Here is a 25,784-nt window from a genome sequence, read left to right as displayed (position 1 = left end):
CGGGGCTAAGCCGCCTAACGCCATGAGCGCTTTCAGCGCCGGTCAGCGCCGATTCTTAGCTTCGGCTTTGGCGTCGATCTTGGCGTCTACTTTTGCATCGGCTTTGGCCGACGCTTTGGCATCGGCGGCGGCTTCTTGCTCTGACGTGTCTGAACTCTTGGGTGGCCACGGCACACTGGCCACAGGACGCGCTTTGCCAATCGGGCGTGTGGCTTGACCTTTTTGCACCGCCTCAATGTCTTCTTGCGAGGGGTATTGGCCCATCAACACAAAGTCAAAGACACGTCGCGCGATGGGGGCTGCATTTTGAGCGCCAAAGCCCGCGTTTTCCACCACCATCGCCAGCGCGACCTTGGGGTTATCCGCGGGTGCAAACGCCACAAACAGCGCATGGTCGCGCATGCGTTCATCAATGGTGGCAGCGTTGTATTTTTCGTTTTGCTTCACGGTGTAAACCTGTGCCGTGCCGGTCTTGCCCGCACTCACATAAGAGGCACCCACAAAGCTGGTCGCAGACGTCCCCTCAATATTCACGCCAATCATGCCGCGCTTGATGATCTCAAGATTCTCAGGCGAAAACGACAATTGCCCGACCGGCTCTTTGGCCACAGGGGTGGCGGTCCTCGTCTCGACATCCAACACCTCACGCACCAGATGCGGCTTCATTTTTAAGCCATTGTTGGCGACAGTGCCCATGGCGTGCGCAATTTGCAACATGGTGAAGCTGTTGTAGCCCTGGCCAATGCCCAGTGAAATGGTCTCGCCCGCGTACCAACGCTGTTGATCAGCGCGCTTGTAGGTCGTGCGCTTCCACTCCGTTGAAGGCAAGACACCACGCGATTCACCCAAAATGTCAATGCCCGTGAGTTGTCCAAAACCCAAGGGTTTCATCTGCTCGTACATCAAGTCCACGCCCATATCGCGAGCGAGTGTGTAGTAGTAGGTATCACAGGACTCGACGATGGATTTGTACATGTCCACCATGCCGTGCCCGCCTTCTTTGTCATCGCGGAAACGGTGGTTGCCGAACATGAAATAGCCAGGGTCAGGAATGAGTGTTTTTTCTGAGCGCTTGCCCGTTTGCAAAGCCGCCAACGCCATGAACGGTTTGTAAGTCGACCCTGGCGGGTAGGTGCCGCGCAAGGCACGGTTGAGCAAGGGCTTGTCGATGGACTCGTTGAGCGCTTGCCAGTTTTCAAAGTCGATGCCGTCGACAAACAAGTTGGGGTCGAACGTGGGCTTGCTGACAAACGCCAAAATTTCGCCGGTCTTCGGATCAAGCGCCACCAAAGCCCCACGGCGCTTGCCGTACAAGTCTTCCACCAGCTTTTGCAACTTGATGTCAATGGACAAGACCACACTGTTGCCGGGCACAGCTTGGCTGCTGTTGAGGCGGCGCACCGCGCGTCCGCCCGCCGAGGTTTCCATCTCTTGCACGCCTGTGGTGCCGTGCAATTGCACTTCGTAACTTTGCTCGATCCCGAGTTTGCCGATGTAGTCGGTGCCGCGGTAATTGCCCGCATCTTCGGACTCTTCAATCTTGGCTTTTTCAGCCGTGTTGATACGCCCGATGTAACCAATCACATGGCTGGCCAATTGGTTGTAGGGGTAGTTGCGAAACAAACGCGCACGAATTTCAACGCCCGGAAAGCGGAACCGTTGAGCGGCAAAACGCGCCACCTCTTCGTCGCTCAGTCGGGTGCGGATCGGCACCGACTCAAAGCTCTTGGACTCGGTCATGAGCTTTTTGAAACGCCGTTTGTCGCGGCTCTGAATGTCGATCACACTGGCAAGCTGCTCGATCACTTCTTCCAAAGGCGCGACCACTTTGGAAGGGGTGATCTCTAAGGTGTAGGCCGAGTAGTTGGTGGCCAACACAACGCCGTTGCGGTCCATGATGACGCCACGGTTGGGCACGATAGGCACGATGGCTGTGCGGTTGTTTTCGGCTTGCTCGTTCAAGTCCTCGTAACGAATGACCTGCAAATAAAACAGACGAATGACCAGCAACAAAAACGCCAGCAAGATAAAGCCAGAAACCACCATCACCCGCGACCTGAAGCGCTGCAGGTCGAACTCGATGTTACGAATCACCCTCATAGCGGACGGTTAGCGTCAGGGTTTGGCGCGCGCCGTTGCGGGGCGAGCAACATCACGCTCACCACGGGCCACATCACAGCTTCTAGGAAGGGGGCCAAGAAAATGGTCCAGCCCGGAAACAAAGCGCCCGACATCATGCGCACGACCAACTCCATCGCATGCGCAGCAGCGAAGATCGGCAGCACCTGCATGGCTTGCGAGGGCACCGTGAACCACAGCAAACGGCGATGAATCAAGGTCGCCATAAAGCTCAAGGCGGTGTAGGTCAGCGCATGTTGACCGAGCAAAGCCGACTGATGCACATCGGTTGCCACACCAAAGAAAAAGGCCACACCCACACCCACCATGCGCGGCTGATGCACGCACCAAAACACCAAAACCAAGGCTAAGAAATCAGGCATCCAAGCGGCATGGCTGATCAAACTCATGTGCACCAACATGTTGACCAACAGCGCCATCAACAGGGTGAACAAAATGAACAAGGGATTGGCAGGCAGCAGCAGCTGGTGGCCACGCGGCATGATCATCGGCGGCCCCCTTTGGGATTCACAATGGGCTGAGGTTTATCAATCTGTGGACGCGCCGGCATTTGCGTGTTCAAGGGCTCCAACACCATCACATGACGCGCGCCCTGCACACGCCCGACAGGCTCGCACAAGATGCGGGCAAAAGTGGTTTCCGCACGGCGCTCCACCTTGGTCACTTTGGCCACCATCACGCCAGCAGGATAAATGCCGTCCACACCACTGGTTGACAACATATCGCCCACTTCAATGTCGGCGTTGGTCGCCATAAAGCGCAACTCCAACAAAGGCGCACCGCCGGTTTCGCCATACGCCACACCCCGCGCACCCGTGCGCGTGTTGAGCACGGGAATGGAATGTTCGCGGTCAATCACCAAGGTCACCTCGCTCACCAGTGGCAACACACGGGTCACTTGGCCCAAGATGCCGTGCGCATCCATCACCGGCGAGCCGATTTTGATGCCGTGGGTCAGGCCACGGTCAATGATGAGTTTGCGGGTGTAGGGGTCGGCGGCGTCGTACAACACCTCGGCGGCAACGCCGGTGGTGGTGAACCGCTCGCGCAAGGCCAAAAGCTGGCGCAACTGGTTGTTTTCAAGGGTGAGTTGATCCACCTGCCCCGAGCGCTGCGCTTGCACCAACAACTGCTGGCGCAGATCGCGCTCGGCGGCCTGTGCCGCGTCGCGCGCCTCAAAGTAGCTGCTGCCGTACTCGGCCATCGCTTGTGGACGCAACGCCAACCATTGCACGGGGTACAGCACGACAGACAACGCCGCCCGCAAGGGCTGCGTCACACCAAAGCGCACATCAGCCACCATCAACAGCACCGACAAAGCGCTGAACAACAGCAATTTAGAGACCGCAGAGGGCCCCTGTTTGAAAAAGGCGGGAGGCGGGCTGCCCAGAGTGCCAAGTGGCACGGACTTACTCGCTTGTGAAGATGGAGCCTAAGCGCTCCATGCGCTCAAGCGCCAGACCGCAACCGCGCACGACGCACGTCAGCGGGTCTTCGGCCACCAAAACAGGCAAGCCGGTTTCTTCGGCCAACAAGCGGTCGAGGTCACGCAACAAGGCGCCACCGCCGGTGAGCATCATGCCGCGCTCGGCAATGTCTGCGCCCAACTCGGGAGGCGTTTGCTCCAACGCGTTTTTCACGGCGGAGACGATGTTGTTCAGCGGGTCGGTCAAGGCTTCCAAGATTTCGTTGGACGAGATCGTGAACGAGCGTGGCACACCTTCGGAAAGGTTGCGGCCCTTGACTTCCATTTCCTTGACTTCAGAGCCAGGGAACGCGGAACCAATTTTTTTCTTGATGGCTTCAGCGGTAGGCTCGCCGATCAACATGCCGTAGTTGCGACGGATGTAGTTGATGATGGCTTCGTCAAACTTGTCGCCACCCACGCGCACGCTGCCTTTGTAGACCATGCCGCCCAAAGAGATGACGCCCACTTCGGTGGTACCGCCACCGATGTCGACCACCATCGAGCCGGACGCTTCCGACACGGGCAAGCCCGCACCGATCGCAGCGGCCATGGGCTCTTCGATCAAAAACACTTCCGAGGCGCCAGCGCCCAAAGCCGACTCGCGAATCGCGCGACGCTCCACTTGGGTCGAACCGCAAGGCACGCAAATGATGATGCGGGGGCTGGGCTTCAAGACCGAGCGGGGGTGCACCATCTTGATGAACTGCTTGAGCATTTGCTCAGTCACGGTGAAGTCGGCAATCACGCCGTCTTTCATCGGGCGAATGGCTTCGATGTTGCCGGGCACTTTGCCCAACATGGCCTTGGCTTCATGGCCCACGGCTTGGATGGTTTTTTTGCCTTGGGGGCCACCTTCGTGGCGAATCGACACCACAGAAGGCTCGTCCAACACGATGCCTTTGTCGCGCACGTATATCAGGGTGTTGGCGGTACCTAAGTCAATCGCCAAGTCGGTGGAGAAATACCGACGAAAAGATCCAAACATCACTGTCCTCTCTGGCCCTGGCGGAATCGCCAAAGCACCATATTGCGGGGTGGTCGCGAGCGCGAGCACAAAGGCGGGATAATACCGCATCGCCCGTAAATCACGGGTTTTTTGCTTAAGTTACCGCCCCACCACCTATGTCCCTGAACGACCAAGACATCAGCCGCATCGCCAATTTGGCCCGGCTTGAGCTGCAGCCTGACGAACAAGCCCGCATGCTGAGCAAAATTAATGACTTTTTTGGCATCGTCGAACAGATCCGCGCTGTCGACACCACAGGCATCGTGCCCATGGCCCATCCTGTAGACGCCATGCAAGGCGCGCACATCGAGTTGCGCCTGCGCCCCGACGTGGCCAGCGAGCCCAACCAACGCGACCTGAACCAACGCAGCGCCCCCGCCGTGGAGCGTGGTTTGTTCTTGGTTCCCAAAGTGATTGAGTGAGGCCTTTCGCATGACAACTTTGCATGACATGAGCGTGGCCCAACTGGCCCAAGCCCTCCAAACCAAACAAGTGAGTGCGGTCGAAGTGGCCACCGCCTTTTTGGCGCGCACCGGCGGCAACCCGCACAACGCGTTTTTGGACATCGACAGCGAAATCACGCTGGCCCAAGCCCAAGCGAGCGATGCCCGCATTGCCGCTGGCACCGCAGGCACGTTGGAAGGCGTGCCGATTGCGCACAAAGACGTGTTCGTCACCCGCGATTTCGCCACCACCGCGGGCTCCAAAATTTTGAGCGGCTACCGCTCGCCCTTTGACGCCACCGTCGTGCAAAAACTCGGCGCCTCCGAATTGGGCGGCGCAGGCATGGTCACTTTGGGCAAGGTCAATTGCGACGAGTTCGCGATGGGCTCTGCCAACGAAAACTCCGCCTACGGCGCGGTCACCAACCCGTGGGACACCTCGCGTGTGCCCGGCGGCTCATCGGGCGGCAGTGCTGCCGCTGTGGCCGCACGCTTGGCACCCGCAGCGACCGGAACCGACACCGGTGGTTCGATTCGCCAACCCGCCAGTTTTTGCGGCATCACCGGCATCAAACCCACCTATGGCCGCGCCAGCCGTTACGGCATGATTGCCTACGCATCCAGCCTCGACCAAGCCGGCCCCATGGCCCGCAGCGCCGAAGACTGTGCGTTGCTGCTGTCTGCCATGTGCGGCCCCGACCTTGACCGCGATTCCACCTCGCTCGATGTGCCTGCTGAGAACTTCTCTGCCAAGCTGGGCGACAGCTTGGCTGGCCTGCGCATCGGTATTCCCAAAGAGTTTTTTGGTGAAGGCCTCGCCACCGACGTGCGCACCGCGATTGACGCTGCGTTGAAAGCCTTGGAAGCCCAAGGCGCCAAGCTTGTGCCCATCACGCTGCCGCGCACTGAGTTGGCCATTCCGGTGTACTACATCATTGCGCCCGCTGAAGCCAGCTCCAACCTGAGCCGCTTTGATGGCGTGAAGTTTGGCCACCGAGCCAAGGACTACACCGACCTCGTGAGCATGTACAAAAAGACCCGCGCCGAAGGCTTTGGCGAAGAGGTCAAACGCCGCATCATGACCGGCGCGTATGTGCTGAGCCACGGCTACTACGACGCGTACTACCTGCAAGCCCAAAAAATTCGCCGCATGATCGCGGACGATTTCCAACGCGCCTTTGCCGAATGCGATGTGATCGCCGGCCCCGTCGCCCCAACCGTGGCATGGAAGCTGGGCAACAACGCCAGCGATCCGTTGGCGGACTACTTGGCCGACATCTTCACTCTGCCTGCTTCACTGGCTGGCTTGCCCGGCATGAGCGTGCCTGTGGGTTTTGGCGCTGACAAAATGCCCGTGGGCCTGCAGCTCATTGGCAACTATCTCCAAGAAGCACGTTTGCTTAACGTGGCGCACCAGTACCAACTGAACACCGATTTCCATAACGCCAAGCCGGAGGGCGTTTAAATGACTGCACCCAAATTAGTCCAAGGCTACGAAGTCGTCATCGGCTTCGAAACACACGCCCAGCTCTCCACCAAGAGCAAAATTTTCAGCCGCGCCTCGGTGGCGTTTGGTGCTGAGCCCAACACACAAGCCTGCGCGGTGGACATGGCCCTGCCCGGCACCTTGCCCGTGATGAACATCGGCGCGGTGGAACGCGCCATTGAGTTTGGCTTGGGTGTCAACGCGCACATTGCCGAGCGCAGCATCTTTGCGCGCAAAAACTACTTCTACCCCGACCTGCCCAAGGGCTACCAAATCAGTCAGTTTGAAATTCCGGTGGTGCAAGGTGGCGAGGTGTCGTTCTTCTTGGAAGTTGGCAAAGAAACCGTACACAAAACCGTACGCTTGGAGCGTGCCCACCTCGAAGAAGACGCCGGCAAATCGCTGCACGAAGACTCAGCATTAGGAGGTGGGGGCCAATCAGGCATCGACTTGAACCGCGCAGGCACCCCACTGCTCGAAATCGTCACCCAGCCCGACATGCGCAGCAGCGAAGAAGCCGTGGCCTATGCCAAAGAGCTGCACAAAATCGTGACCTGGATTGGCATTTGCGACGGCAACATGCAAGAAGGCTCATTCCGTTGCGACGCCAACGTGTCGGTGCGTAAACCCGGCGCACCTTTGGGCACACGCCGCGAAATCAAAAACTTGAACAGCTTCAAGTTCATGCAACAAGCCATCGACTACGAAGTGCGCTGGCAAATCGACCAAATCGAAGACGGCCACACCATCCAGCAAGCCACGGTTTTGTTTGACCCCGACACCGGCGAAACCCGTGCCATGCGCACCAAGGAAGACGCCGCCGACTACCGCTACTTCCCTGACCCCGACCTGCCACCTTTGGTAATTGGTCGCGACTGGGTCGAGCGCGTGAAAAGCGAAATGGCCGAGCTGCCACGCGTCATGGCCGAGCGCTTTGTGCGCGACTACGCGCTGCCTGAATACGATGCCACACAGCTGACGCAAAGCAAGGGCATCGCCGCCTACTTTGAAGCCACGGCCAAAGCCTGCGGCCAAGCCAAACTGGCCAGCAACTGGATCATGGGCGAAGTCTCACGCCGCCTGAATGCCAGCGAGATGGCCATCGAGCAAGCCCCCGTCAGCGCCGCCCAATTGGCCGCCCTGATCGGCCGCATCAGCGACAACACCATCAGCAACAACGCAGCGCGTCAGGTGTTTGACCATTTATGGCAACCCAAGCTCGCAGAACTTGTAATTGGCGACACGTTGGAAGAGGTGACGGCAGGTGTTATTACGCTCAACGCGTTAAAACAAATTGATGCAATCATCGAAGCCAAAGGCCTCAAACAGATGAACGACACCGGCGAGCTGGAAAAGATCATCGACGACGTGCTAGCCGCCAACCCCAAGAACGTGGAAGAGTTCAAAGCAGGCAACGCCAAGGCGCTGAACGGTTTGGTGGGTCCGATCATGAAGGCCAGCAAGGGCAAGGCCAACCCCGCCCAAGTCAACGCGCTGTTGATGAAAAAACTGGGGTAACCCATCTCCGACGAACTGCTCACGCCCACCCCAGCACCCGCCCCGCACAGCCTGCTGGAAGACATCCAGGGCCTGCTCACCGGCTGCCTGTTTGTCGCGTTGGGCGTGTGCATGTTCCGCGAAGCAGGGCTGTTCACGGGTGGCACGACCGGCGTGGCGTTTTTGACGCACTACCTGCTGGGCTACCCGTTGGGTGCGGTGTTGTTTGTCATCAACCTGCCGTTTTATGTGTTCGGTTGGCGCAAGCTCGGCCACCTCTTCACCTTCAAAACATTTGCCGCCGTGGGCCTGCTGTCCGCCTATGTTGAGTTGTTGCCGCAGTGGGTCGGGTTCGAGCACCTCAACCCCGTCTTTGCCGCCGTCATGGCGGGCTTGCTAGCGGGCACGGGCATTTTGATTTTGATTCGCCACGGCGCCAGCCTCGGCGGCGTGACCATCATGGCCATCTACTTTCAAAAAACGCGCGGCTGGCGTGCAGGCAACGTGCAAATGGCCGTCGACTTTGTGATTTTGCTCACGGCCTTTGCCGTCTCTGATGTTCAAAAAGCGCTGCTCTCGATGCTTGGCGCCGTGGCCTTGAACGTGGTGATTGGCGTCAACCACCGCACCGACCGTTACTACGGGGTTTAAACACCACCGACGACTGGTGGCGATGGTAGGAAGCCACAAAGCGCCTCGCCATCCCTACCTCTCAGATCTACGACAACGGTTCAAGCTTGTACCGCGTCCCTCGCCCCGTCCCCGTCTGCACCAGCACCCCCATCTCGCACAGCGCCGTGAGTTCGCGGTAGGCCGTAGCACGCGACACGCGGCAAAGGTTCACGTATTTCTCTGTGCTGATGCCGTTGACAAACCCTTCAGGTCCAACGTCATACAGCTTGTTGATCGCCTTGGTTTGCGTGGGCGTGAGTTGCGGGTGTTGCTCGCGCAGTTCGGCCCAAAAGCGGGTTTTCTGCATAGCCGTTTGCATGTGCGCCCAAGTGGCATCGGCAGCTTTGTGTATGCATCCTGCGAACCATTGCACCCAGTGCGTGACATCCATGTTCGCTTGACCCGTGGCCGCTTGCAGTTGGGCGTAGTAGCCCACCCTGTCCAACCACATCTGCTGCGACAAACTCCACAAACGTTTGTCAGTTTTCAGGTCTTGGGCCAAGGCCATTTCGACCAGCGCCCGCCCTACGCGACCATTGCCATCTTCAAACGGGTGAATGGCCTCCAGCCACAGGTGTGCCAACGCAGCACGCACCAAACCATCGGTTTTGCCTAGGCTGCTGTTGAACCAGTCAATCAACCGTGTCATCTGCGCATGCACATCGACTGAATCTGGCGCCTGATAGTGCACGGTGTCGGGCTTGCCCAAGCGCAGCGTGACGATCTGCATGGGCTCGGCATGATCGCGATAGGCGCCCGTGCGTATTTTTTGAATGCCGCTGCGCCCATTAGGAAACAAGGCGGCTTGCCAGCCATGCAGGGTTTCGTGACACAAAGGCTGATGGCTTTGCGCAATGGCTGCTTGCAGCACATCCAGCGTGGCTTCAGTGCGCGCATCGCGCTCCATGGCCTTCGCATCGGCCAACCCCAGCCGCCGAGCGGCTGAGGCACGCACCGAGTTGATTTGTAGGATCTCCCCCTCAATCTGGGCAGTGGCCATGGCCTCGTCGGCCCATCCTTGCAATTGCAAGTCCCCGAAGTCCATCAATTGCAGATGGCTGGCCAAGCCCATGGCTCGCCCTTGTGCATAGCGTGCGGCGGCCAAGACCGGTTGCAGCGCGGCCAGATCAAATTGAAATTCGGGCCATTGGGGGGATTGCCAGATGTACATGAAGCGTATTTTATGGATTTACGCTCCATTTGTGAAGCGCAAATTATGTCCTTGCGCATCTCGCCACGGTCACGGCCAGCTGGGTGACTTGCTACACATGGACTTCGTAGACACTTCACCTTTGAACTGCCAAATGCATTCGCCGTCGCTCTCTTTCGGTCTTTCAACTAGAAGCAAACCATGACTCAAACCACCTTGATCCTTGTGCCCGGCCTGATGTGCGACGACGCCTCATGGGGCGCTGTGCTTCCCGCCTTGTCGGCCCACATGCCTTGCCACGTGGTGTCGCACGGCAACGCCGACTCGCTGGTGACGATGGCGCAGCAAATCCTAGACAACGCGCCTGCACAATTCAACTTAGCTGGCCACTCCATGGGCGGACGCGTGGCCTTGGAAGTGCTGCGTTTGGCGCCCGAGCGCGTGTTGCGTTTGGGCTTGCTGGGCACGGGCTTTCGCCCCAAAGAAGCGGGTGCAGCGGGCAAAGAAGAAGTCAAAAAACGCCAAGCGTTGCTTGACATCGCGCACCACCAAGGCGTGCGTCACATGGCACAGACTTGGGTACAAAACATGGTCGCGCCCTCGCGCCTACAAGATGCGGCTTTGATTGAAGACATCGTGCACATGTTCGAGCGCAAATCGGAAGACGTTTTCAAACGCCAAATCAAAGCCCTGCTAGAACGCCCCGATGCCAGCGATGTGCTGGCACAAACGCAAGTGCCCACGCTGGTGATGGCCGGTGAGTTCGACGCGTGGGCCAGCCCACAACAACACCAACAGATCGCAGACTTAGTGCCAGCGCGCCCCACCGTGGATGTGGTGGCGGGCGCGGGGCACATGATGATGATGGAAAAGCCAGAGGCGGTGACGGCTCGCTTTTTGAGTTGGCTGTCCTAACGGCCACACACGGGGACGTTCTCGCCCCAGCCGTTTGCGTTACTTCACCCCATACCGCTCGCGATAAGCCTGCGTGCGCGCCAAGTGCTCGCCCATGGCGTTGCCGTCTTGCGCATTGAGGTACGTCAGCAAATCGCTCAGCTCGGCAATCGCGCACACCTGCAAGCCCACTTGCTCGCGCACGTATTGCACGGCGCTGTAGGGCACATCTTGGGTGGTGCCATCGGCTTGTTTTTCGGTGGCCATTTCTTGGCGGTCGAGGGCGATCGCCACGGCATGGGGCGTAGCGCCTGCGGCTTTGATGAGGGCGATGGATTCACGGGCAGCGGTGCCTGCGCTCATCACATCGTCGACGATCAAGACGCGGCCTTTGAGCGGCGCGCCCACCAAGCTGCCGCCTTCGCCATGGTCTTTGGCTTCTTTGCGGTTGTAGGCAAAGGGCACGTTTTTGCCCAAACGGGCCAACTCAATCGCCACGGCTGCGCCCAAGGGAATGCCTTTGTAGGCGGGGCCAAAAATCATGTCGAACTCGATGCCGCTTTGCATCAAGCGCTGTGCGTAAAAGCTGGCGAGCTTGCCCAGCTTGGCGCCATCGTCGAACAAGCCGGCGTTGAAAAAGTAAGGGCTCATGCGGCCCGCTTTGGTTTTGAACTCGCCAAATTTCAACACGCCGCAATCCAGCGAAAATTGCACAAACTCTTGCGCCAACGCGTCGTTGGCTGCGGCACTCTTACTCATGGGGAAATTCCTTGTTCAAACTAACCAGCCTCAACCTCAACGGCATTCGTTCGGCCGCCCGCAAGGGCGTGGAAGCTTGGCTCGAAAAAGCCAGCCCTGATTGTATTTGCGTGCAAGAAATCAAAGCCCAAGCGCCAGATGTCGAAGGCGCCTTCGACACCTTGGCGGGCTTGAAAGGCCACTTTCACTACGCCGAGAAAAAAGGCTACTCCGGCGTGGGCGTGTACACCAAGCATGAGCCCAGCGACGTGATCGTGGGCTTTGATGGCGACGAGTTCGATGCCGAAGGCCGCTACGTCGAGCTGCGTTTTGACACGCCGACCCAAAAGCTGTCCATCATCAGCAGCTACTTTCCCAGCGGTTCGTCCGGCCCTGAGCGCCAAGACGCAAAATTTCGTTTCTTGGCCGCCATGTACCCGCACCTCAACGCCTTGAAGCAAGCGCGCGAGTTTGTGCTGTGCGGTGACATCAACATCGCGCACAACGAGGCCGATTTGAAAAACTGGAAAGGCAACAAAAAGAACAGCGGCTTCTTGCCCGAAGAGCGCGCGTGGATGACGCAGCTCACCACAGAAGGCGGCATCGTCGACGTGTACCGCCAGCTGCAGCCCGACACCACCGACGCTTGCTACACCTGGTGGAGCAACCGCGGCCAAGCCTATGCCAACAACGTGGGTTGGCGTTTGGACTACCACTTGGCCACACCCGCCGTGGCGGCCAAGGCGCTTGCGGAGCACATCTACAAAGACGAAAAGTTCTCAGACCACGCGCCCATCACCATCCAGTACAACGGTTTGATGTGATGGCTGCAGCGACAATCGCTGCAATGACTGACTCCACCCAACCCCAAGTCGCCATCATTGGCGCAGGCCCAGCCGGCCTCATGGCTGCTGAAGTTTTAAGCGCTGCAGGCGCCAACGTGCATGTGTATGACGCCATGCCCTCTGTCGGACGCAAGTTTTTGCTAGCCGGTTTGGGGGGCTTGAACCTCACCCACGCCGAGCCGCTGGACTACTTTGTGCAGCGCTACGCCGAACGCAGTGAAGCTTGTGCCGCGTGGCTCAACGCCTTCGGTCCACAAGCTGTACGCGATTGGGCGCAAGGCTTGGGGCTTGACACTTTTGTGGGCAGCTCGCAGCGCGTGTTTCCCACCGACATGAAAGCCGCACCGCTGCTGCGCGCGTGGCTGCACCGCTTGCGCCACCCCACGCAAGGCACGCCCGTCACATTTCACATGCGTCACCGCTGGAATGGCGCCTTGACCCAAACGACAGCGGCCACCGCGCCATCGACGACTGGGTTTGAACTGAGTTTTGACACGCCCAACGGCCTACAAACCACACAAGCCCACGCCGTGGTGTTGGCGCTGGGCGGCGGCAGCTGGGCCAAGCTGGGCTCTGACGGCGCGTGGCAACCGTGGCTGAAAGCCGTTGGCGTGGATGTGGCGCCGCTGCGCCCCGCCAACTGCGGCTTTGACGTGCAAGGTCGCGCCAGCGCAGATGGCAGCGCCACCACCGGCTGGAGCCAGCATTTGGCCAGCCAATTTGCAGGCATGCCCTTGAAGTCGGTGGCGCTGTCGTTCACCGACACGCAAGGCCGCAGCTTCGAACGCAAAGGCGAGTTTGTGGTGACCGCCACAGGCATTGAAGGCAACTTGGTTTACGCCGCGGCGGCCTTGCTGCGCGACGAGATCGAGGGCCACGGCCACGCCACGCTGCACCTCAACCTCAAGCCCGACTTCACGCCAGAGCGTCTGTTGACCGAGGTGAAGCACCCACGCGGCTCACGCTCGCTCAGCAGCCATTTGAAAAGCCGCCTCAACCTCACGGCCTTGCATTTGGCACTGCTGCACGAAGTGCTGAGCAAAGACGCGATGAACGACCCTGCCCAACTCGCAGCGGCCATCAAACACCTGCCCATCACCTTGACCGCGGCACGCCCGATCGACGAGGCCATCAGCAGCGCAGGCGGTGTGCGCTTGGAAGCCTTAAACGACACGCTGATGAGTACCGCCCTACCCGGCGTATTTGTGGCCGGTGAAATGCTGGACTGGGAAGCGCCCACAGGGGGCTACTTGCTCACCGCCTGTTTGGCCAGCGGCCGCTTGGCAGGTCAAGGCGCGAGCGCGTTTTTGTCGAAATAAGCGGGGTGAAAGCGCGCTAGAACCGCGCCTCAAACGCTCAGCACCGGAGGCTTAGACCCGCTTTAAGTAGGCCGTTTAGCCAGCAACTCTGCATTCACCGCTTCGTAAGCGGCAGCCACTTGCAGCAACGCCGCATCGCCTTGCGGGCGGCCCATCAGTTGCAAGCCCATAGGCCACGGCTGCGTGGCATGAAAACCGGCCGGCACGCTGATGGCCGGTAAGCCGCCCAAGGTGGCGTAAATGGTGGACTCCATCCAGCGGTGGTAGGTGTCCATCGTGCGCTCACCAATCTGTTGGGGCCAACGCTGCGCCAGCGCAAACGGCCATACCTGAGCGACGGGTAAAGCGATCACGTCCACGTTGTCAAACAAGCTGAGCAGGTGGTGGTAGAAGCTGGTGCGGGTTTGGCTGGCTTTGGAGAAATCGGTGTAGCTCAAGGTCAGCGAGTGGTCGTACTCCCACAAGGCCTCGGGCTTGATGTGCGCACGCGCATTGGGCAAGGCCATCAGCGCGCCGACACGCGGGCCCACCAAGGCGCGTCGCCACGCGAGCCAGCATTGCCACAAACGGTCCGTGTCAAACCCCAACGACAGCGGCGTGACGATGGCACCTTGGGCTTGCATGCGCTGCAAGGCTTGCTCGCACACCGCCAAAATGCCGGGCTCCGTCGCCAAATAGCCATTCAAGTCCCCCAGCCAACCAATGCGCACGCCTTTCATGCGCGACGCATCGCACACCAACCCGTCGGCACTGAACGACGACGAGAGCGACAACGGCACCCGCGTGTCGTGGCCCGCTTGCACTTGCAGCAAATTGGCCAAGTCGGTGACGGTACGAGCCATCGGGCCTTCGGTGCCGAGTTGGTCCAGCCACACATCGGCGCTGGGGCCAAACGGCACGCGGCCTTGGCTGGGCCGCATGCCGAAAATGTGGTTCCAACCGGCGGGGTTGCGCAGCGAGCCCATGAAGTCTGAGCCATCGGCCACGGGCAACATGCGCTGCGCCAACGCCACGGCGGCACCGCCACTGCTGCCGCCCGCAGTCACTTGGCGGTCCCACGCGTTGGGGGTTGCGCCAAACAAAGTGTTGAAGGTGTGCGAGCCCAAAGCCAATTCGGGAATATTGGTTTTACCCACCACGATGCAACCGGCAGCCTTCATGCGAGCGGACATCACACTGTCTTTTTGCGCCACCGCCCCTTTCAACAATGGACTACCCAAAGTGGTCGGAAAGCCCTGCGTCGCGCCCGTGTCTTTGATGGCTTGGGGCATACCGTGCATCCAGCCGCGTGAGTGGCCCGCTGCCAACTCTGCATCGCACGCATCGGCCTGCGCCAACAACGCCTCATCAGGCGCCATGTTGACGATGGCGTTGTAAATGGGGTTGAGCCGGTGGATGCGCTGCAAATACGCCTGCATCACCTCGCGACACGACACCTGTCGCGCATGAATGGCTTGCGAGAGTGCGTCCGCAGAGAGATCGGTGATGGCGTCGTGTGGGGTCATGAACATTTAAACCTGTGAATGATTCGCACATCGTAGAGGGCAGACCGGCCTTTGCCTGTCACTTCTGAACCAGCGCATCACCCCCGAGGGCGCACTATGATGGCGGTATTGCTTAGTTTCAAACTGTTTTTGCCATGTTTCGTACCCTGCTCAAATCCAAAATTCACCGCGTAGCCACCACCCAGTGCGAATTGCACTATGAAGGCTCCTGCGCCATCGACGAAAACCTGCTGGACGCCGCCAACATTTGTGAGAACGAACAAGTCCACATCTGGAACATCAACAACGGCGAACGCTTCATCACCTATGCCATCAAAGGCGAGCGTGGCTCGGGCATGATTTCGGTCAACGGCTCTGCCGCACGCCGCGCCAGCGTGGGTGACTTGTTGATCATTGCGTCATTTGCGCAAGTGCATGAAGATCAAGTGGCCGGTCATGAGCCGCAACTGGTGTTTGTGGACGAGCACAACCAACAAGTGGGCTTACGCCACCATGTGCCTACGCAAGCGGCACCTGGTCATGGGACGGATGAGTGTTGAACTGAATTAACTCTCTCCCACATAAAAACGCACGATTACAAGATCGTGCGTTTTGCTTTGTGGGCTGCGTAAAAGCTAGTTTGCAAACTAGTTTTGACTGGCGCTGGGTCTAAACTCGCAATTTTGGTAAGCGTAGATTAAATTTACGCTTACTATATTGAGATGAAAACATCTCGTTCATTTTCACTAGCCTTGGTAATCTTGTCCTTGCGCTATCTGGACTTACCGCGGAAGCCAAAGGTGACAGAATTTGCAGCAGACTCCAAGATGACGGGAGTAAACATTCGTCTAGTCACGATGGTCATTACCAAGGTGGCTCTGGAAGAGCTCAGATGGTGCGATGTACGATTTTCCGATGCACGGCTGACTAGCAATAGTTGCAGAATACAAGCTTGATTGCGAGATATAAATGAATATTTTTCTTACTGAATTAAATCTGTGGATTGCATTGATACTAATAACCCCCATAGCATCATTCCTAAACCATCACGGCACAGTAAGACTTTTTTATGGCAAAGCTATAGCCAGTGAGGAAATGCTGGCGATTACGCCAAGAGGACTACAAGATACTCTTTCTGACCCCAATTACAACTGGTTATTTTTTCTTATCCAAATAACTAGGGCTCTTGTAATCTTTGGCCTTTTTTATATTGGAACCATTACACAAGGATTGTTAGCGCTTTTTATAGTATTTATAGTGGCGTTAATTCTTCAAAAGAAAGTACTTCCATCTCCTAACAGTAGGTTTTGGGCATATGGACTGCTAAGAACTATTTCAAATAGAGAGGCCAATTACAAGCTTAAAGGAGATTCGATGCGGAGCGAAGAAATGAAAGCAGCTAAAGAAGCGTTAATTGATTATTTGGAGCGATCTAAACCATAACGATATTTTCCGAAGGAAATGCATCGCATGCGAAAATATAATTGGAACTTTTCTTAGAATACCATATATAAATTTCACCGAAATAACTTCTAAAAATAGCTGATAAATCAGCATCATTCAACTGTTTATCACAGGATCAAAAAATCTAGTTTAGAAGCTGTATTTCTATTGCAAAGATTACCCTAGAAGTTTTCTTTTATGCAATTAAGTTCATTCAACGAAAATCCACTATTGCATGGCAAGAGCTAATTTTCTTATTTAAGAACTACCCCTGCTCGTACTGTTTCGCCTTGGCAAAAAATCAATGGCTTCATCTTCAAACTATAGCCGCTCTTTAAATGATCATTTATCTCAGCAACGGACCATGTACGAAAAACTCCATCACTCATCAGACAGCGCTCCCCGTTGGTTTTATTGATACGTACAGTAACGAAATCGTCGGAAATGAATTGATATTCAGGCTTCGTTCTACTAATAAAGGCAGCAATCAGTATAGAAAATGCGATGACCATACTGGCTTTGAAAATCTCACTAGACATAAAGGCATCCTCATTTCAAAAATTTTTGCTCGAAGAATCTATGGAAATTATTTTATTCGAAGCCAGTATAGGATTTCCGATATTTAACATTTCACATGACACATTTTTTTCTTCCCCAAAATCTAGTGTACTTTTTACCAAGGCTACTACTGTTAATCATGATGGCGCTTGGTAGCGCAGCACAGGCTGAATACAAACCCGCGTTCACCACAGTACAAAACCTCACTCACTTTCATGTGTATTCCAATGGCAGTACCAGCCAAACGATGGAAAGTGCCATCCGCATTGAAACCGAACTTGGCGTCCGCCTCCATTCAGAGCGCGGAATTTACTACAACAGTACTTATGAAACCGTCGATGTCATTGAGGCGTATACGTTGCAGCCAGATGGAATCAAAGTACATCTAGAAGCTGACAAAATTCGTACCCAAGACGAGTCAGCGGATGGCAGCAAGGTTTTAACCGACGAAAAAGTCAAGTTGATGATTTACCCGAAGGTACAAGTTGGCAGCGTGCTTTATTACAAAATAAAGTCACATCAACACACACCAAATTTCCCCAACCACTTTGCTTGGTCAGAAACATACTCCCCTTTTTACGGTCATGAAAACGTTGAAATCGTTATTACCCACGATCCAGCAATAGCACTTCGATTTGCCCACCGAGGCATGCAGGGCGGCGGCGAAGCACTACAGCCAAGTGATATTCCCGGCAGCATTCGGCATCGCTACACCTATCGCCAAACCAATTTTGTGCCGACTGAGAGTGGCGTGGTTGCATTGGATGACTTTGCACCACAATTTTCAGTTAGCAGTTTCAAAAATTATGCCGAGGTGGCGCAGGCGTACCAATCGCGGGCAAAACCTAAAACGGAGATGACACCTGCAATTGAGGCATTAGCCCGAAGCCTGACTCATACGGATCAGACAACAGAGCAAAAAAGCCGACGGCTATACAACTGGGTAAGCAAAAACATTCGTTACTTGGGCGTGTATGTAGGCGCAGGTGGGTATGTACCTCACAGTGCTCAAAGCATCCTTGACAACCGTTACGGTGACTGCAAAGACCACGTAGTGCTTTTAGAAGCTCTGCTGCGGGCTGTCGGCATCGAAAGCAGCCCCGTTCTGATCAACGCAGGTAATTCACATCGTTTGCCTGACTTGGCTACACCTTATGCGTTTAATCACGTTATTACCTTTATTCCTGAACTGAACTTATACCTAGATACGACAGCTGAATTTGCACCATTTGGCATGCTGCCAGAAGCGGTGATGCAACAACCTGCCTTAATCACGGCCACAGGCAATGTAAGCGAAACACCAGCTGTTAATTCGCACCATCAATATTCAGAAACGCATACCCGTTTCGATTTACAAAACGATGGCTCAATCATCGGTACATCCGTAACGCAAACTTTCGGGCATTTGCAAGTTCGCTCACGGGCAACTCAATCAAGGCAAAAAGATAAAGACCCTAATGCAGTTGTTAATCTTCTGCTAAACCGATACCTAGAATCTGGCAGCGGAAAAATGACTGTCCCTGACCCCAAAGACCTAGATGCCCCGTGGGTAATTACAAGTAGCTTTGTACTCGCCCCCATGATCAACTTACCTGGCCCGAGTGCACTAGTCATTCCGGTAGGGCTAGCCCCAGGCAACATTAAGGGCATATCTATGGCCCCCGCTAATCTGAATCGCAAGTTTCCAGAAACTTGCATAACTACACGTCTTGTTGAGCACGCGACCCTCGTTATTCCACGCGGCATTACTATCCGCGCCATTCCTCAAAACGTGAACTTCAAACTTGGTGAAGTGCACTATTCAGCCCACTACAAGCGCATAAGCAATTCTGTCAATGTACGCAGGGAGTTGTATGTGCAGCGAACAAAGCGATTTTGTCAACCTAACAACGAAAAAGAGTGGCAGGCTCTCACCGATGTGATGAAACGAGACTTGCGGGGACAAGTGCTCTTGCGGTGAGGGCGATTGATAACCATAAACACGATCATGTATTGCAGGTCTGCCCTGCTGATAATTATTTTTCACGGCCATCTTGACTTCACCCTCGGTCATCGTGCGCAGCACCGTGAACTAGCCCATGAATTTGCTGTTGTTTTTCTACGCTGTTAAAGCCAACTTTGTCGCGGCGCTGACCATCTGCGACTGTGCTCAAAAAGTCGTGGGAGCATTGACGGAACAGTCACGATATGGTGTCGGAAAGTTCTAAAAATAGCGTCAATCCCCAATGTGAGCTCCATTACGAAGGCTCCTGCGCCATCGACGAAAACCTACTGGACGCCGCCAACATTTGTGAGAACGAACAAGTCCACATCTGGAACATCAACAACGGCGAACGCTTCATCACCTACGCCATCAAAGGCGAGCGTGGCTCGGGCATGATTTCGGTGAATGGTTCAGCGGCTCGTCGCGCGAGTGTGGGTGACTTGTTGATCATTGCGTCATTTGCGCAAGTGCATGAAGATCAAGTGGCCAAGCATGAGCCACAACTGGTGTTTGTGGATGAGAAGAACCAACAAGTGGGCTTGCGCCACCATGTGCCCACGCAGGCTGCGCCGGGGCATGGGACGGATGAGTGTTGAGCTGATTTAGCTCTATTTCTCAACAGCGCACGATTTAATCCATCGTGCGTTTTGCTTTGTGGGGGTAAATAGTCTTGGTGCCTAAATAATTTTCAACGCGTGGCACCCCAAGCCAACTTAGCCGCTAACGCCATCAGCACCACGCCCACCGCGCGGTCTAGCCACACCAGCTTGCCCTTGATCCATGCCAGCACACGGGTGGATGAAAACACCAGAGCCACCAAGCCAAACCACAGCAAAGATTCGCACACCAGCAGCAGCCAAATGGTGGCTGTGTCTGTGGTGCTGAGCTCTGGCGTGAGCACTTGTGACAACACCGAGCTGAAATACAGCATGGCTTTAGGATTGAGCAAGTTGGTGAGCAAACCTGTGACGAACGATTTCGCACTGGGCGCTGTTTGCGTCGCTTCTGGCAGTGCGCCCGTCGAACGTAAGCATTGGATACCCAGCCACGCTAAATATGCGGCACCCACATAGGTCAGCACGTGCGACAAATGAGGCAACGCCGTGATGACGAGTGACAAACCAAATGCGCACACCAGCACGTAAATGCCAATTGAAGCAGCCACACCCGCTGCCGCCCACAAACCCGCGCGTCGACCTGAAACCAACGACATACGCGTGACCACAGCAAAGTCAGGGCCGGGTGAAATCAAGGCCACCGCATGGATGGCCAAGACTATGGCCAATGATTCCAACGTCATGCACATCTCCTAAATGAAGACATGCACTGTGCCACAAAATAGTTACTGAGCCACGGCTTCGATGGCGATGTCGATGCGCACGGTCTAACCCATCGTGCGTTTTTTGTGGGCGATGTAAAAAGCTAGTTTCCAAACTATTTTTGTTTGGCGCATTGGGCGAGTGTCGATTTAATCTACGCTCATAAACCTTAACTTAAGGCTTTGTGCGGGGTTAAAACTGAGCGTTACTGCGGTAACGTTTCTTATCGCGCCTCAGTCTTGAGACTTCTTGCTCAACAGCAAGGTGGCCGTATGAAACAACGAAACCACAACAAAGCAGCCAAGAAAATCACCCAAGGCCATGGCAGCACTGTTGCCCCACTGCGCGTCAATGGCGGTCACGCCCTCCATCAAGTAGGCCACGTTATGCACGATGCCGTTCAGCACACTAGCAACCAATGACAACACCACGATGTGCCAATAGCGCAAGTTGTACAGATCACGGTTAATGCCCAGCAACTTCATCACGCAATAGGAGGCCGTGGCGTAACTGAGCACGCTAGCGATGGCAAAGAAGTACAGCGATACAGTTTGCAGCTCCGTCCACAAACCTATTGATGTGTAAATGCTGGCGATGAACAAGCCCACAATGGCGGGCAAGCGCCCCACCAAAATCGCCAACAATTTGAAGCCCGCGGGTATGAAGATCAAGCTGACACCTGGCGCATACAGCATGTAGCTGTCCAAGTGCTGGTTGAGCTGAAACGAACCCACAAACATCAAAAATGCCACGCCCACCATGGCTAGGTCTGATGGAAGGGGCTTGGGTAGGTTTGGCATAAGTTATTGCTTTTGACAATTTTCCGTCAAAAACAATTCCTTCTTGTAATGACCCCTGTTTTTGTTTGTGTGCAGATGTTCAAAATGACCTGACCTCTGTCAGCCGTACCAAGGCAATGGCAGTAAGTCCGCAAATTTTGGAGAATTTCGGATATGAAGACCACACGATTTACCGATGAGTAAATCATCGTTTTCCTCAAGCAAGCAGAAGCCGGCATGTCTATCAAGGAGCTTTGCTGGTGCAGTCATGGCAGGGTCGCAGCAAGTTAAAGAATTAGCGTCAAATCCAGTGCGAGGGCTCGTGCGCCATCGACGAAAACCTGCTGGACGCCGCCCACATTTGTGAGAACGAACAAGTCCACATCTGACACATCAACAACGGCGAACGCTTCATCACCTACGCCATCAAAGGCTAGCGTGGGCATGGGACGGATGAGTGCTGAGCTGATTTAGCTCTATTTCTCAACAACGCACGATCTAACACATCGTGCGTTTTGCTTCATAGACTGCGCTGCGTGGCCGTCATCAGCTTCGCCATTCCCATCTGTGACGCAGCCGCTGTTCGCTCTTTCACGATGCCAACTCTGCCAACGCCGTAAACCCATTCAAGACATTTGAATGCATGGAAGATATTCTTGCCTTGAATAAGCGCCTTGACTTTGACACCCGTACAAAGCGTCACCTCAGAGGTATAAATTCTTTGGTCGTCCATAGGTCAACTCAACAAGACATAGCCTTTGAGGATCAAGCAATGTCTCAAGTCTGTGATGGCGTTGTTGGACACATACCTATCCCCGTATTGCTTGATGATTTGCTTTTGACAAAGCGCAACATCTGCATGGTATTGACGCAGTTCATCGCCTTCAAGGCGAACATCTGGCATGTAGTTGCCGTTTTGAATAGGCATGCTTGGCTGCCAAGCGTGGCTGCAAGCGGTCAACGTGATGACCAAACCCACGATGACGAGGACCAATGGTTTATGAAATGTGCGCATACAAATTATCAGTTTGATCAAATCATATCATTAAAGTTGTTTATTTGATAACTCGATAAACTTGTCATTTCGGCCTAAGTATTTGGCTTTTCGGTTCGTCACTTAGCATAGCCATGACAGCCTCAGATTTAATTTAACGACTCGCCGCGCATGCATCTTGATACACAGACCACCATCTTCATGATCTGCTTCGTGTACTTGATGCTGCACGGTGCCATTTGGCTTGCGCTCTTGGAGTACCGAAGCTTCCAAGTCAAGCTGTGGTGCGCCTCTGGTTTGATCAGTGGCGTGGCGGTGATCTTGCTGGCCTTGCGTGGCACCGTGCCAGAAGTTATCTTTTTTTATGTTGCGCAGTTTTTGATGTTGATTGGCAACTGGGGGCGCATGGTGGCTTTGCGCTTGTACTTGCGGCCGGCCTCACAAAGTAAACCGTTTCTGGCTTACACCTTGGCGAATGCAACTTACTTTGCCGTCTTTTGCTATCTGATTTATTTCCACCAAGCCGAGTGGGAAGCTTTGCTTTTGTTCAACGGTTTTTACGCGGTGTTGTGCTTTGACTATTTCCGCATAGGCCAAAAGCTCAATGAACGTCAAGCATCACTCGGCTCCAAATTATTAATGTGGGCAGGCCTGAGCTTCACGGTCACGCTGGCCACTCGCACCTTTGGCGTTGCCTTGATTGGTGACATGCACGATATTTATGCGCCGAGTTGGGACCAAGGTGTCATGGTCGCAGGCCAGTTCACCGCCATCACCTTGAGCAACATCGCGTTCTTGCGAATCTTTTTAGAGATTGCAGAGCGCCAAAAGATTGCCATGACGCATGAATTGGCGGTCACCAATGAAAGGGCCGACGCCATCCGACGCACCAGCTTGGAATTGCAAAACCTGCTGCAGGAGCGAGAAGAGATCATTCGGCAACTCGCCATCTTCAACAAAACGGCGGGCATGGGCGCCTTGGTGGCCAGTTTGGCGCATGAGCTGAACCAGCCGCTCACGGCGATGCAAATTAATGCAGAGTTAATTGACTCCGCCTTTTTGAGCACTCAGACTGCGGCCAATTCTGACCATGCGATCAAAGAAGCGATGAGCGACTTGTTGAAGGACAACCAGCGCGCGGCAACCATCATCAAAACGCTGCGAAATATGTTCGGCAATGGCCGCAAGTCTGTGACGACGTTCGACATGAATGAGCTCGTGAACGATGTGTTGCTGATCTGCAAATCTAGACTGCTCAACCAAAACATTGCATTGAAGATTGAATCGCATCCGGATGCAATAAATATCACCGCTGATAAATCTCAACTGCAACAGGTTTTTCTTAATCTCATTAACAATGCGGCGGATGCGTTTGCCAACAAATTATCAAAGCAAAAACACATCACCGTACGCACAGAACTACAAGACAACCAAGCACGCCTGACCGTGGCAGACAATGGCTCAGGCATCAGTCCCGAAATCGTCGAATCGATTTTTGTATTGCTGCGCACCAACAAAGATGAAGGCATGGGCATCGGTTTATGGCTCAGTAAAACCATTGTGGAATCGCATCAGGGCACGATTGATTTTGAAACCAGCGCCAGCACAGGCACCACGTTTACGGTCACGCTCCCCTTCAGCCAAGAGACCTTGATTTATTAACGATTGGCTCGCGCCTCATAGCCAACTTGTCTTCGATGAAATTTGAAGATGTTGGGTATTTTTCGCGAATTCAGTAACTTAGTAAATACACTGACTGGCGTATGAAGCACACGCAGATTCAAGCCGACTAAGCACAGATCAACAGGTACGCCATCGTTTAGCGTTAACACCAACTCAAAAAAACACCCACATCAATTAAATTAATCAGATTAAATTTTTGATGAATGGATGGCACATGACCGCGCCTCAGATACAAAACCTTCTGATCGTGTTACTTCTCATAAGTTACGCCGGCATGGAGTACTTCAGCGGTCGATACAAAGCCACCGTCAAGGCCACGGCCAACGACACCAAGTTGGAACTCTTCATGTTCTTGAGCTTGCTGGCCATCACACAGCCCTTGGCTATTTTGGTCACCAACAAATTGGGCACTTGGCTAGCCCCCGACCTCAAAGGCGCGCTGACAGACTGGCCTTGGTGGGCCATGGTTGGTTTGCTTTTGTTGGTGGACGACATGACCCAATATTGGTGGCATCGCTTGTCGCATTCGCCACTGTTTTGGCCTTTGCACCGTGCGCACCATTCGGCCGAGTACATGAGCATTCGGGTCACTTTCCGGAATAACTTTTTCTATTACCTGATGATGCCGGGTCTGTGGTTTGCCGGCGCCTTGCTGTACTTGGGCGTGGGCGGCTTGGTGTATGCCTTGTACATCGTCGTCAAACTCACAGTGATTGTGGGCGCGCACTGCGCATGGCGCTGGGATGAAGCGCTGTACCGCATACCAGCCATGCGTCCCGTGATGTGGGTCCTTGAGCGAACCATCTCGACACCCGCCACACACTGGGCGCATCACGCCATCACCAACGAAGACGGTGTGGGGCATTACAAAGGCAACTTTGGTAATTTGCTGTTCATTTGGGACATGATTTTTGGTACCGCCAAGATCACACGCCAATACCCTGCACAGGTGGGGTTGATCGATGACAAATTGTTTGGTCAAGAGCGTTGGCAAGAACAGATGTTCTACCCCGTGATGCAGTCTCAGCGCGAGCACTCGGCCTTGAAATTTGGGGGCACCATTTACGAAGAAAACAAGACGCCATCGACGAAGCCCAAAGCAAGGCAATGATCGCCCTGATAATGTTTGCGTACTTGCGGCCCGACCGACCGTGAATCAGCGGCAAGCGTCAGTCGCTGAGATTTCGAAACTTTGTGATCAACCCCTTCTACGCCCCGACATGCTCCATTACGAAACCGTCCCCGTCACGCCCTTCCAACAAAACTGCTCCATCGTCTGGGACGACGAGACGATGCAAGGCGCCATCATCGACCCCGGTGGTGACTTAGAGTTGCTGCTCGGTGCGTGCAAGCAGCTCGGCGTCACGCTTGAGCAAATTTGGATCACCCACGCACACATCGATCACGCGGGTGGCACTGCCGACTTGGCCGAGCACCTGAAGCTGCCCATCGTCGGCCCCCATGTGGGCGACCAGTTTTGGATTGATGGCTTGGCACAAGCCGCTGCCAACTACGGCTTCCCGCCCTCACGCGCCTTCATGCCCACACGCTGGTTGCAAGACGGCGACACGGTGACCTTGGGCCAACACACCCTGCAAGTGCGCCACTGCCCCGGCCACACGCCTGGCCATGTGGTGTTTTACTCACCCGAGATCAAACGCGCATTTGTGGGCGATGTGCTGTTTGCAGGCAGCATTGGCCGCACCGACTTTCCGCAAGGCAACCACGACGACTTGATCAACAGCATCACCCAGCGCCTGTGGCCCATGGGCGACGACACCGTGTTCATCCCCGGCCACGGCCCTGAAAGCACCTTTGGGCGCGAGCGTCGCAGCAATCCCTATGTGGGTGGGACCTGAAGAAGCCACGGCGTGGCCTCAAAA

26 protein-coding genes and 1 pseudogene are annotated in these 25,784 nt (G+C 55.2%); 15 read left to right on the top strand and 12 right to left on the bottom strand.

The genetic code is table 11. From position 1 onward, the window contains the following. Positions 1-42 precede the first annotated feature (42 nt). From mrdA to C5F52_RS28075, 4 genes are read right to left on the bottom strand one after another with little or no spacing between them, the layout of a single operon-like run. Entirely contained in the window at positions 43-2,100 is a 2,058-nt protein-coding gene (gene mrdA / locus C5F52_RS28090) for a penicillin-binding protein 2 (RefSeq protein ID WP_104801677.1), read from the bottom strand. Continuing rightward, on the bottom strand, positions 2,097-2,627 hold the full coding sequence (mreD, locus tag C5F52_RS28085) for a rod shape-determining protein MreD (protein ID WP_104801676.1): 531 nt from the start codon (positions 2,625-2,627) through the stop codon (positions 2,097-2,099). Before mreD ends, mrdA begins: the two co-directional genes overlap by 4 nt. Continuing rightward, entirely contained in the window at positions 2,624-3,544 is a 921-nt protein-coding gene (gene mreC / locus C5F52_RS28080) for a rod shape-determining protein MreC (RefSeq protein WP_104801675.1), read from the bottom strand. Before mreC ends, mreD begins: the two co-directional genes overlap by 4 nt. A 4-nt stretch (positions 3,545-3,548) precedes the next feature. Then, positions 3,549-4,592: a rod shape-determining protein gene (locus C5F52_RS28075; protein ID WP_100134340.1), complete on the bottom strand. Its 1,044-nt coding sequence runs from the start codon at positions 4,590-4,592 to the stop codon at positions 3,549-3,551. A gap of 137 nt (positions 4,593-4,729) precedes the next feature. Here C5F52_RS28075 and gatC point away from each other — a divergent pair, with 137 nt between their 5' ends. The 4 genes from gatC to C5F52_RS28055 are packed head-to-tail and all read left to right on the top strand — an operon-like array spanning position 4,730 to position 8,690. Then, positions 4,730-5,035 carry an Asp-tRNA(Asn)/Glu-tRNA(Gln) amidotransferase subunit GatC gene (gene gatC, locus C5F52_RS28070; protein WP_104801674.1) on the top strand — a complete coding sequence of 102 codons (306 nt, stop codon included), beginning with the start codon at positions 4,730-4,732 and terminating at the stop codon, positions 5,033-5,035. 10 nt (positions 5,036-5,045) lie between these two features. Beyond that, positions 5,046-6,521 (top strand): Asp-tRNA(Asn)/Glu-tRNA(Gln) amidotransferase subunit GatA, encoded by a 1,476-nt coding sequence (gene gatA, locus C5F52_RS28065; RefSeq protein WP_104801696.1) that lies wholly within the window; start codon positions 5,046-5,048, stop codon positions 6,519-6,521. Beyond that, positions 6,522-8,060: an Asp-tRNA(Asn)/Glu-tRNA(Gln) amidotransferase subunit GatB gene (gatB, locus tag C5F52_RS28060; protein WP_104801673.1), complete on the top strand. Its 1,539-nt coding sequence runs from the start codon at positions 6,522-6,524 to the stop codon at positions 8,058-8,060. 3 nt (positions 8,061-8,063) lie between these two features. After that, on the top strand, positions 8,064-8,690 hold the full coding sequence (locus C5F52_RS28055; RefSeq protein WP_255416410.1) for a YitT family protein: 627 nt from the start codon (positions 8,064-8,066) through the stop codon (positions 8,688-8,690). Between the two features lie 67 nt (positions 8,691-8,757). On the opposite strand, the gene C5F52_RS28050 is transcribed toward C5F52_RS28055, so the two are convergent. Continuing rightward, complete coding sequence (locus C5F52_RS28050) at positions 8,758-9,882, bottom strand: Fic family protein (RefSeq protein ID WP_104801671.1); 1,125 nt, start codon at positions 9,880-9,882, stop codon at positions 8,758-8,760. A 180-nt stretch (positions 9,883-10,062) separates the two neighbouring features. Here C5F52_RS28050 and C5F52_RS28045 point away from each other — a divergent pair, with 180 nt between their 5' ends. Next, positions 10,063-10,776 carry an alpha/beta fold hydrolase gene (locus C5F52_RS28045; RefSeq protein ID WP_104801670.1) on the top strand — a complete coding sequence of 238 codons (714 nt, stop codon included), beginning with the start codon at positions 10,063-10,065 and terminating at the stop codon, positions 10,774-10,776. A 39-nt stretch (positions 10,777-10,815) separates the two neighbouring features. On the opposite strand, the gene pyrE is transcribed toward C5F52_RS28045, so the two are convergent. After that, the gene (gene pyrE, locus C5F52_RS28040; RefSeq protein ID WP_104801669.1) at positions 10,816-11,514 is read right to left on the bottom strand and encodes an orotate phosphoribosyltransferase; all 699 of its coding nucleotides are present in this window, start codon (positions 11,512-11,514) and stop codon (positions 10,816-10,818) included. Between the two features lie 11 nt (positions 11,515-11,525). On the opposite strand from pyrE, the gene C5F52_RS28035 reads away from it, so the two are divergent. Together C5F52_RS28035 and C5F52_RS28030 are read left to right on the top strand one after the other, a co-directional pair. Further along, entirely contained in the window at positions 11,526-12,317 is a 792-nt protein-coding gene (locus C5F52_RS28035; RefSeq protein ID WP_104801668.1) for an exodeoxyribonuclease III, read from the top strand. 23 nt (positions 12,318-12,340) lie between these two features. Next, positions 12,341-13,657, top strand: a complete 1,317-nt coding sequence (locus C5F52_RS28030; RefSeq protein WP_104801695.1) for a TIGR03862 family flavoprotein — start codon at positions 12,341-12,343, stop codon at positions 13,655-13,657. Between the two features lie 62 nt (positions 13,658-13,719). Here the strand turns inward: C5F52_RS28030 and C5F52_RS28025 are convergent, their stop codons facing one another. Continuing rightward, positions 13,720-15,162: an amidase gene (locus C5F52_RS28025; RefSeq protein ID WP_104801694.1), complete on the bottom strand. Its 1,443-nt coding sequence runs from the start codon at positions 15,160-15,162 to the stop codon at positions 13,720-13,722. 134 nt (positions 15,163-15,296) lie between these two features. Here C5F52_RS28025 and panD (C5F52_RS28020) point away from each other — a divergent pair, with 134 nt between their 5' ends. Both panD (C5F52_RS28020) and C5F52_RS28015 read left to right on the top strand, forming a co-directional pair. Beyond that, a complete protein-coding gene (panD, locus tag C5F52_RS28020; protein WP_104801667.1) occupies positions 15,297-15,701 on the top strand; it encodes an aspartate 1-decarboxylase in 405 nt (134 codons plus the stop codon). A gap of 409 nt (positions 15,702-16,110) precedes the next feature. Further along, positions 16,111-16,584, top strand: coding sequence for a hypothetical protein (locus C5F52_RS28015; protein ID WP_104801666.1), 474 nt, complete (start codon positions 16,111-16,113; stop codon positions 16,582-16,584). Between the two features lie 254 nt (positions 16,585-16,838). On the opposite strand, the gene C5F52_RS28010 is transcribed toward C5F52_RS28015, so the two are convergent. Further along, positions 16,839-17,123 carry a hypothetical protein gene (locus C5F52_RS28010; protein WP_104801665.1) on the bottom strand — a complete coding sequence of 95 codons (285 nt, stop codon included), beginning with the start codon at positions 17,121-17,123 and terminating at the stop codon, positions 16,839-16,841. Positions 17,124-17,218: 95 nt separating this feature from the next. Here C5F52_RS28010 and C5F52_RS28005 point away from each other — a divergent pair, with 95 nt between their 5' ends. Beyond that, entirely contained in the window at positions 17,219-19,102 is a 1,884-nt protein-coding gene (locus tag C5F52_RS28005; protein WP_104801664.1) for a DUF3857 and transglutaminase domain-containing protein, read from the top strand. Between the two features lie 227 nt (positions 19,103-19,329). Next, a complete protein-coding gene (panD, locus tag C5F52_RS28000) occupies positions 19,330-19,722 on the top strand; it encodes an aspartate 1-decarboxylase (protein ID WP_104801663.1) in 393 nt (130 codons plus the stop codon). Positions 19,723-19,814: 92 nt separating this feature from the next. On the opposite strand, the gene C5F52_RS27995 is transcribed toward panD (C5F52_RS28000), so the two are convergent. Together C5F52_RS27995 and C5F52_RS27990 are read right to left on the bottom strand one after the other, a co-directional pair. Beyond that, on the bottom strand, positions 19,815-20,426 hold the full coding sequence (locus tag C5F52_RS27995; protein WP_161499781.1) for a LysE family translocator: 612 nt from the start codon (positions 20,424-20,426) through the stop codon (positions 19,815-19,817). Positions 20,427-20,678: 252 nt separating this feature from the next. Continuing rightward, positions 20,679-21,245 carry a hypothetical protein gene (locus C5F52_RS27990; RefSeq protein ID WP_146100183.1) on the bottom strand — a complete coding sequence of 189 codons (567 nt, stop codon included), beginning with the start codon at positions 21,243-21,245 and terminating at the stop codon, positions 20,679-20,681. Positions 21,246-21,529: 284 nt separating this feature from the next. On the opposite strand from C5F52_RS27990, the pseudogene C5F52_RS30460 reads away from it, so the two are divergent. Further along, positions 21,530-21,610 (top strand): annotated as a pseudogene (locus C5F52_RS30460) (aspartate 1-decarboxylase); the annotation flags it as partial. Between the two features lie 134 nt (positions 21,611-21,744). On the opposite strand, the gene C5F52_RS27980 reads toward C5F52_RS30460, so the two are convergent. Together C5F52_RS27980 and C5F52_RS27975 are read right to left on the bottom strand one after the other, a co-directional pair. Next, positions 21,745-21,957: a hypothetical protein gene (locus C5F52_RS27980; protein WP_104801660.1), complete on the bottom strand. Its 213-nt coding sequence runs from the start codon at positions 21,955-21,957 to the stop codon at positions 21,745-21,747. A gap of 3 nt (positions 21,958-21,960) precedes the next feature. Next, on the bottom strand, positions 21,961-22,239 hold the full coding sequence (locus C5F52_RS27975; RefSeq protein ID WP_104801659.1) for a hypothetical protein: 279 nt from the start codon (positions 22,237-22,239) through the stop codon (positions 21,961-21,963). A 150-nt stretch (positions 22,240-22,389) separates the two neighbouring features. Here C5F52_RS27975 and C5F52_RS27970 point away from each other — a divergent pair, with 150 nt between their 5' ends. From C5F52_RS27970 to C5F52_RS27960, 3 genes are all read left to right on the top strand, one after another. Then, positions 22,390-23,880: a sensor histidine kinase gene (locus C5F52_RS27970; protein ID WP_104801658.1), complete on the top strand. Its 1,491-nt coding sequence runs from the start codon at positions 22,390-22,392 to the stop codon at positions 23,878-23,880. 220 nt (positions 23,881-24,100) lie between these two features. Continuing rightward, positions 24,101-25,012 (top strand): sterol desaturase family protein, encoded by a 912-nt coding sequence (locus C5F52_RS27965; RefSeq protein ID WP_104801657.1) that lies wholly within the window; start codon positions 24,101-24,103, stop codon positions 25,010-25,012. Positions 25,013-25,121: 109 nt separating this feature from the next. Next, complete coding sequence (locus C5F52_RS27960; protein ID WP_104801656.1) at positions 25,122-25,760, top strand: MBL fold metallo-hydrolase; 639 nt, start codon at positions 25,122-25,124, stop codon at positions 25,758-25,760. Positions 25,761-25,784 lie beyond the last annotated feature (24 nt).

This window comes from Limnohabitans sp. TS-CS-82, assembly GCF_002943475.1.
This window is presented reverse-complemented; position numbering and strand designations above follow the sequence as displayed.

Excerpts from the sequence above, each read along its gene's own strand:
- C5F52_RS27965 (WP_104801657.1), top strand. The coding sequence starts at position 24,101 with ATGAATGGATGGCACATGACCGCGCCTCAGATACAAAACCTTCTGATC.
- C5F52_RS28045 (WP_104801670.1), top strand. The coding sequence starts at position 10,063 with ATGACTCAAACCACCTTGATCCTTGTGCCCGGCCTGATGTGCGACGAC.
- panD (WP_104801667.1), top strand. The coding sequence starts at position 15,297 with ATGTTTCGTACCCTGCTCAAATCCAAAATTCACCGCGTAGCCACCACC.
- C5F52_RS27990 (WP_146100183.1), bottom strand. The coding sequence starts at position 21,245 with ATGCCAAACCTACCCAAGCCCCTTCCATCAGACCTAGCCATGGTGGGC.
- mreD (WP_104801676.1), bottom strand. The coding sequence starts at position 2,627 with ATGATCATGCCGCGTGGCCACCAGCTGCTGCTGCCTGCCAATCCCTTG.
- C5F52_RS28015 (WP_104801666.1), top strand. The coding sequence starts at position 16,111 with ATGAATATTTTTCTTACTGAATTAAATCTGTGGATTGCATTGATACTA.
- pyrE (WP_104801669.1), bottom strand. The coding sequence starts at position 11,514 with ATGAGTAAGAGTGCCGCAGCCAACGACGCGTTGGCGCAAGAGTTTGTG.
- C5F52_RS27970 (WP_104801658.1), top strand. The coding sequence starts at position 22,390 with ATGCATCTTGATACACAGACCACCATCTTCATGATCTGCTTCGTGTAC.
- C5F52_RS28025 (WP_104801694.1), bottom strand. The coding sequence starts at position 15,162 with ATGACCCCACACGACGCCATCACCGATCTCTCTGCGGACGCACTCTCG.
- C5F52_RS28010 (WP_104801665.1), bottom strand. The coding sequence starts at position 17,123 with ATGTCTAGTGAGATTTTCAAAGCCAGTATGGTCATCGCATTTTCTATA.
- C5F52_RS28050 (WP_104801671.1), bottom strand. The coding sequence starts at position 9,882 with ATGTACATCTGGCAATCCCCCCAATGGCCCGAATTTCAATTTGATCTG.
- gatB (WP_104801673.1), top strand. The coding sequence starts at position 6,522 with ATGACTGCACCCAAATTAGTCCAAGGCTACGAAGTCGTCATCGGCTTC.
- gatC (WP_104801674.1), top strand. The coding sequence starts at position 4,730 with ATGTCCCTGAACGACCAAGACATCAGCCGCATCGCCAATTTGGCCCGG.
- C5F52_RS28030 (WP_104801695.1), top strand. The coding sequence starts at position 12,341 with ATGACTGACTCCACCCAACCCCAAGTCGCCATCATTGGCGCAGGCCCA.
- C5F52_RS28005 (WP_104801664.1), top strand. The coding sequence starts at position 17,219 with ATGACACATTTTTTTCTTCCCCAAAATCTAGTGTACTTTTTACCAAGG.
- C5F52_RS27960 (WP_104801656.1), top strand. The coding sequence starts at position 25,122 with ATGCTCCATTACGAAACCGTCCCCGTCACGCCCTTCCAACAAAACTGC.
- C5F52_RS27995 (WP_161499781.1), bottom strand. The coding sequence starts at position 20,426 with ATGACGTTGGAATCATTGGCCATAGTCTTGGCCATCCATGCGGTGGCC.
- gatA (WP_104801696.1), top strand. The coding sequence starts at position 5,046 with ATGACAACTTTGCATGACATGAGCGTGGCCCAACTGGCCCAAGCCCTC.
- C5F52_RS27975 (WP_104801659.1), bottom strand. The coding sequence starts at position 22,239 with ATGCGCACATTTCATAAACCATTGGTCCTCGTCATCGTGGGTTTGGTC.
- C5F52_RS28075 (WP_100134340.1), bottom strand. The coding sequence starts at position 4,592 with ATGTTTGGATCTTTTCGTCGGTATTTCTCCACCGACTTGGCGATTGAC.
- C5F52_RS27980 (WP_104801660.1), bottom strand. The coding sequence starts at position 21,957 with ATGGACGACCAAAGAATTTATACCTCTGAGGTGACGCTTTGTACGGGT.
- mrdA (WP_104801677.1), bottom strand. The coding sequence starts at position 2,100 with ATGAGGGTGATTCGTAACATCGAGTTCGACCTGCAGCGCTTCAGGTCG.
- panD (WP_104801663.1), top strand. The coding sequence starts at position 19,330 with ATGGTGTCGGAAAGTTCTAAAAATAGCGTCAATCCCCAATGTGAGCTC.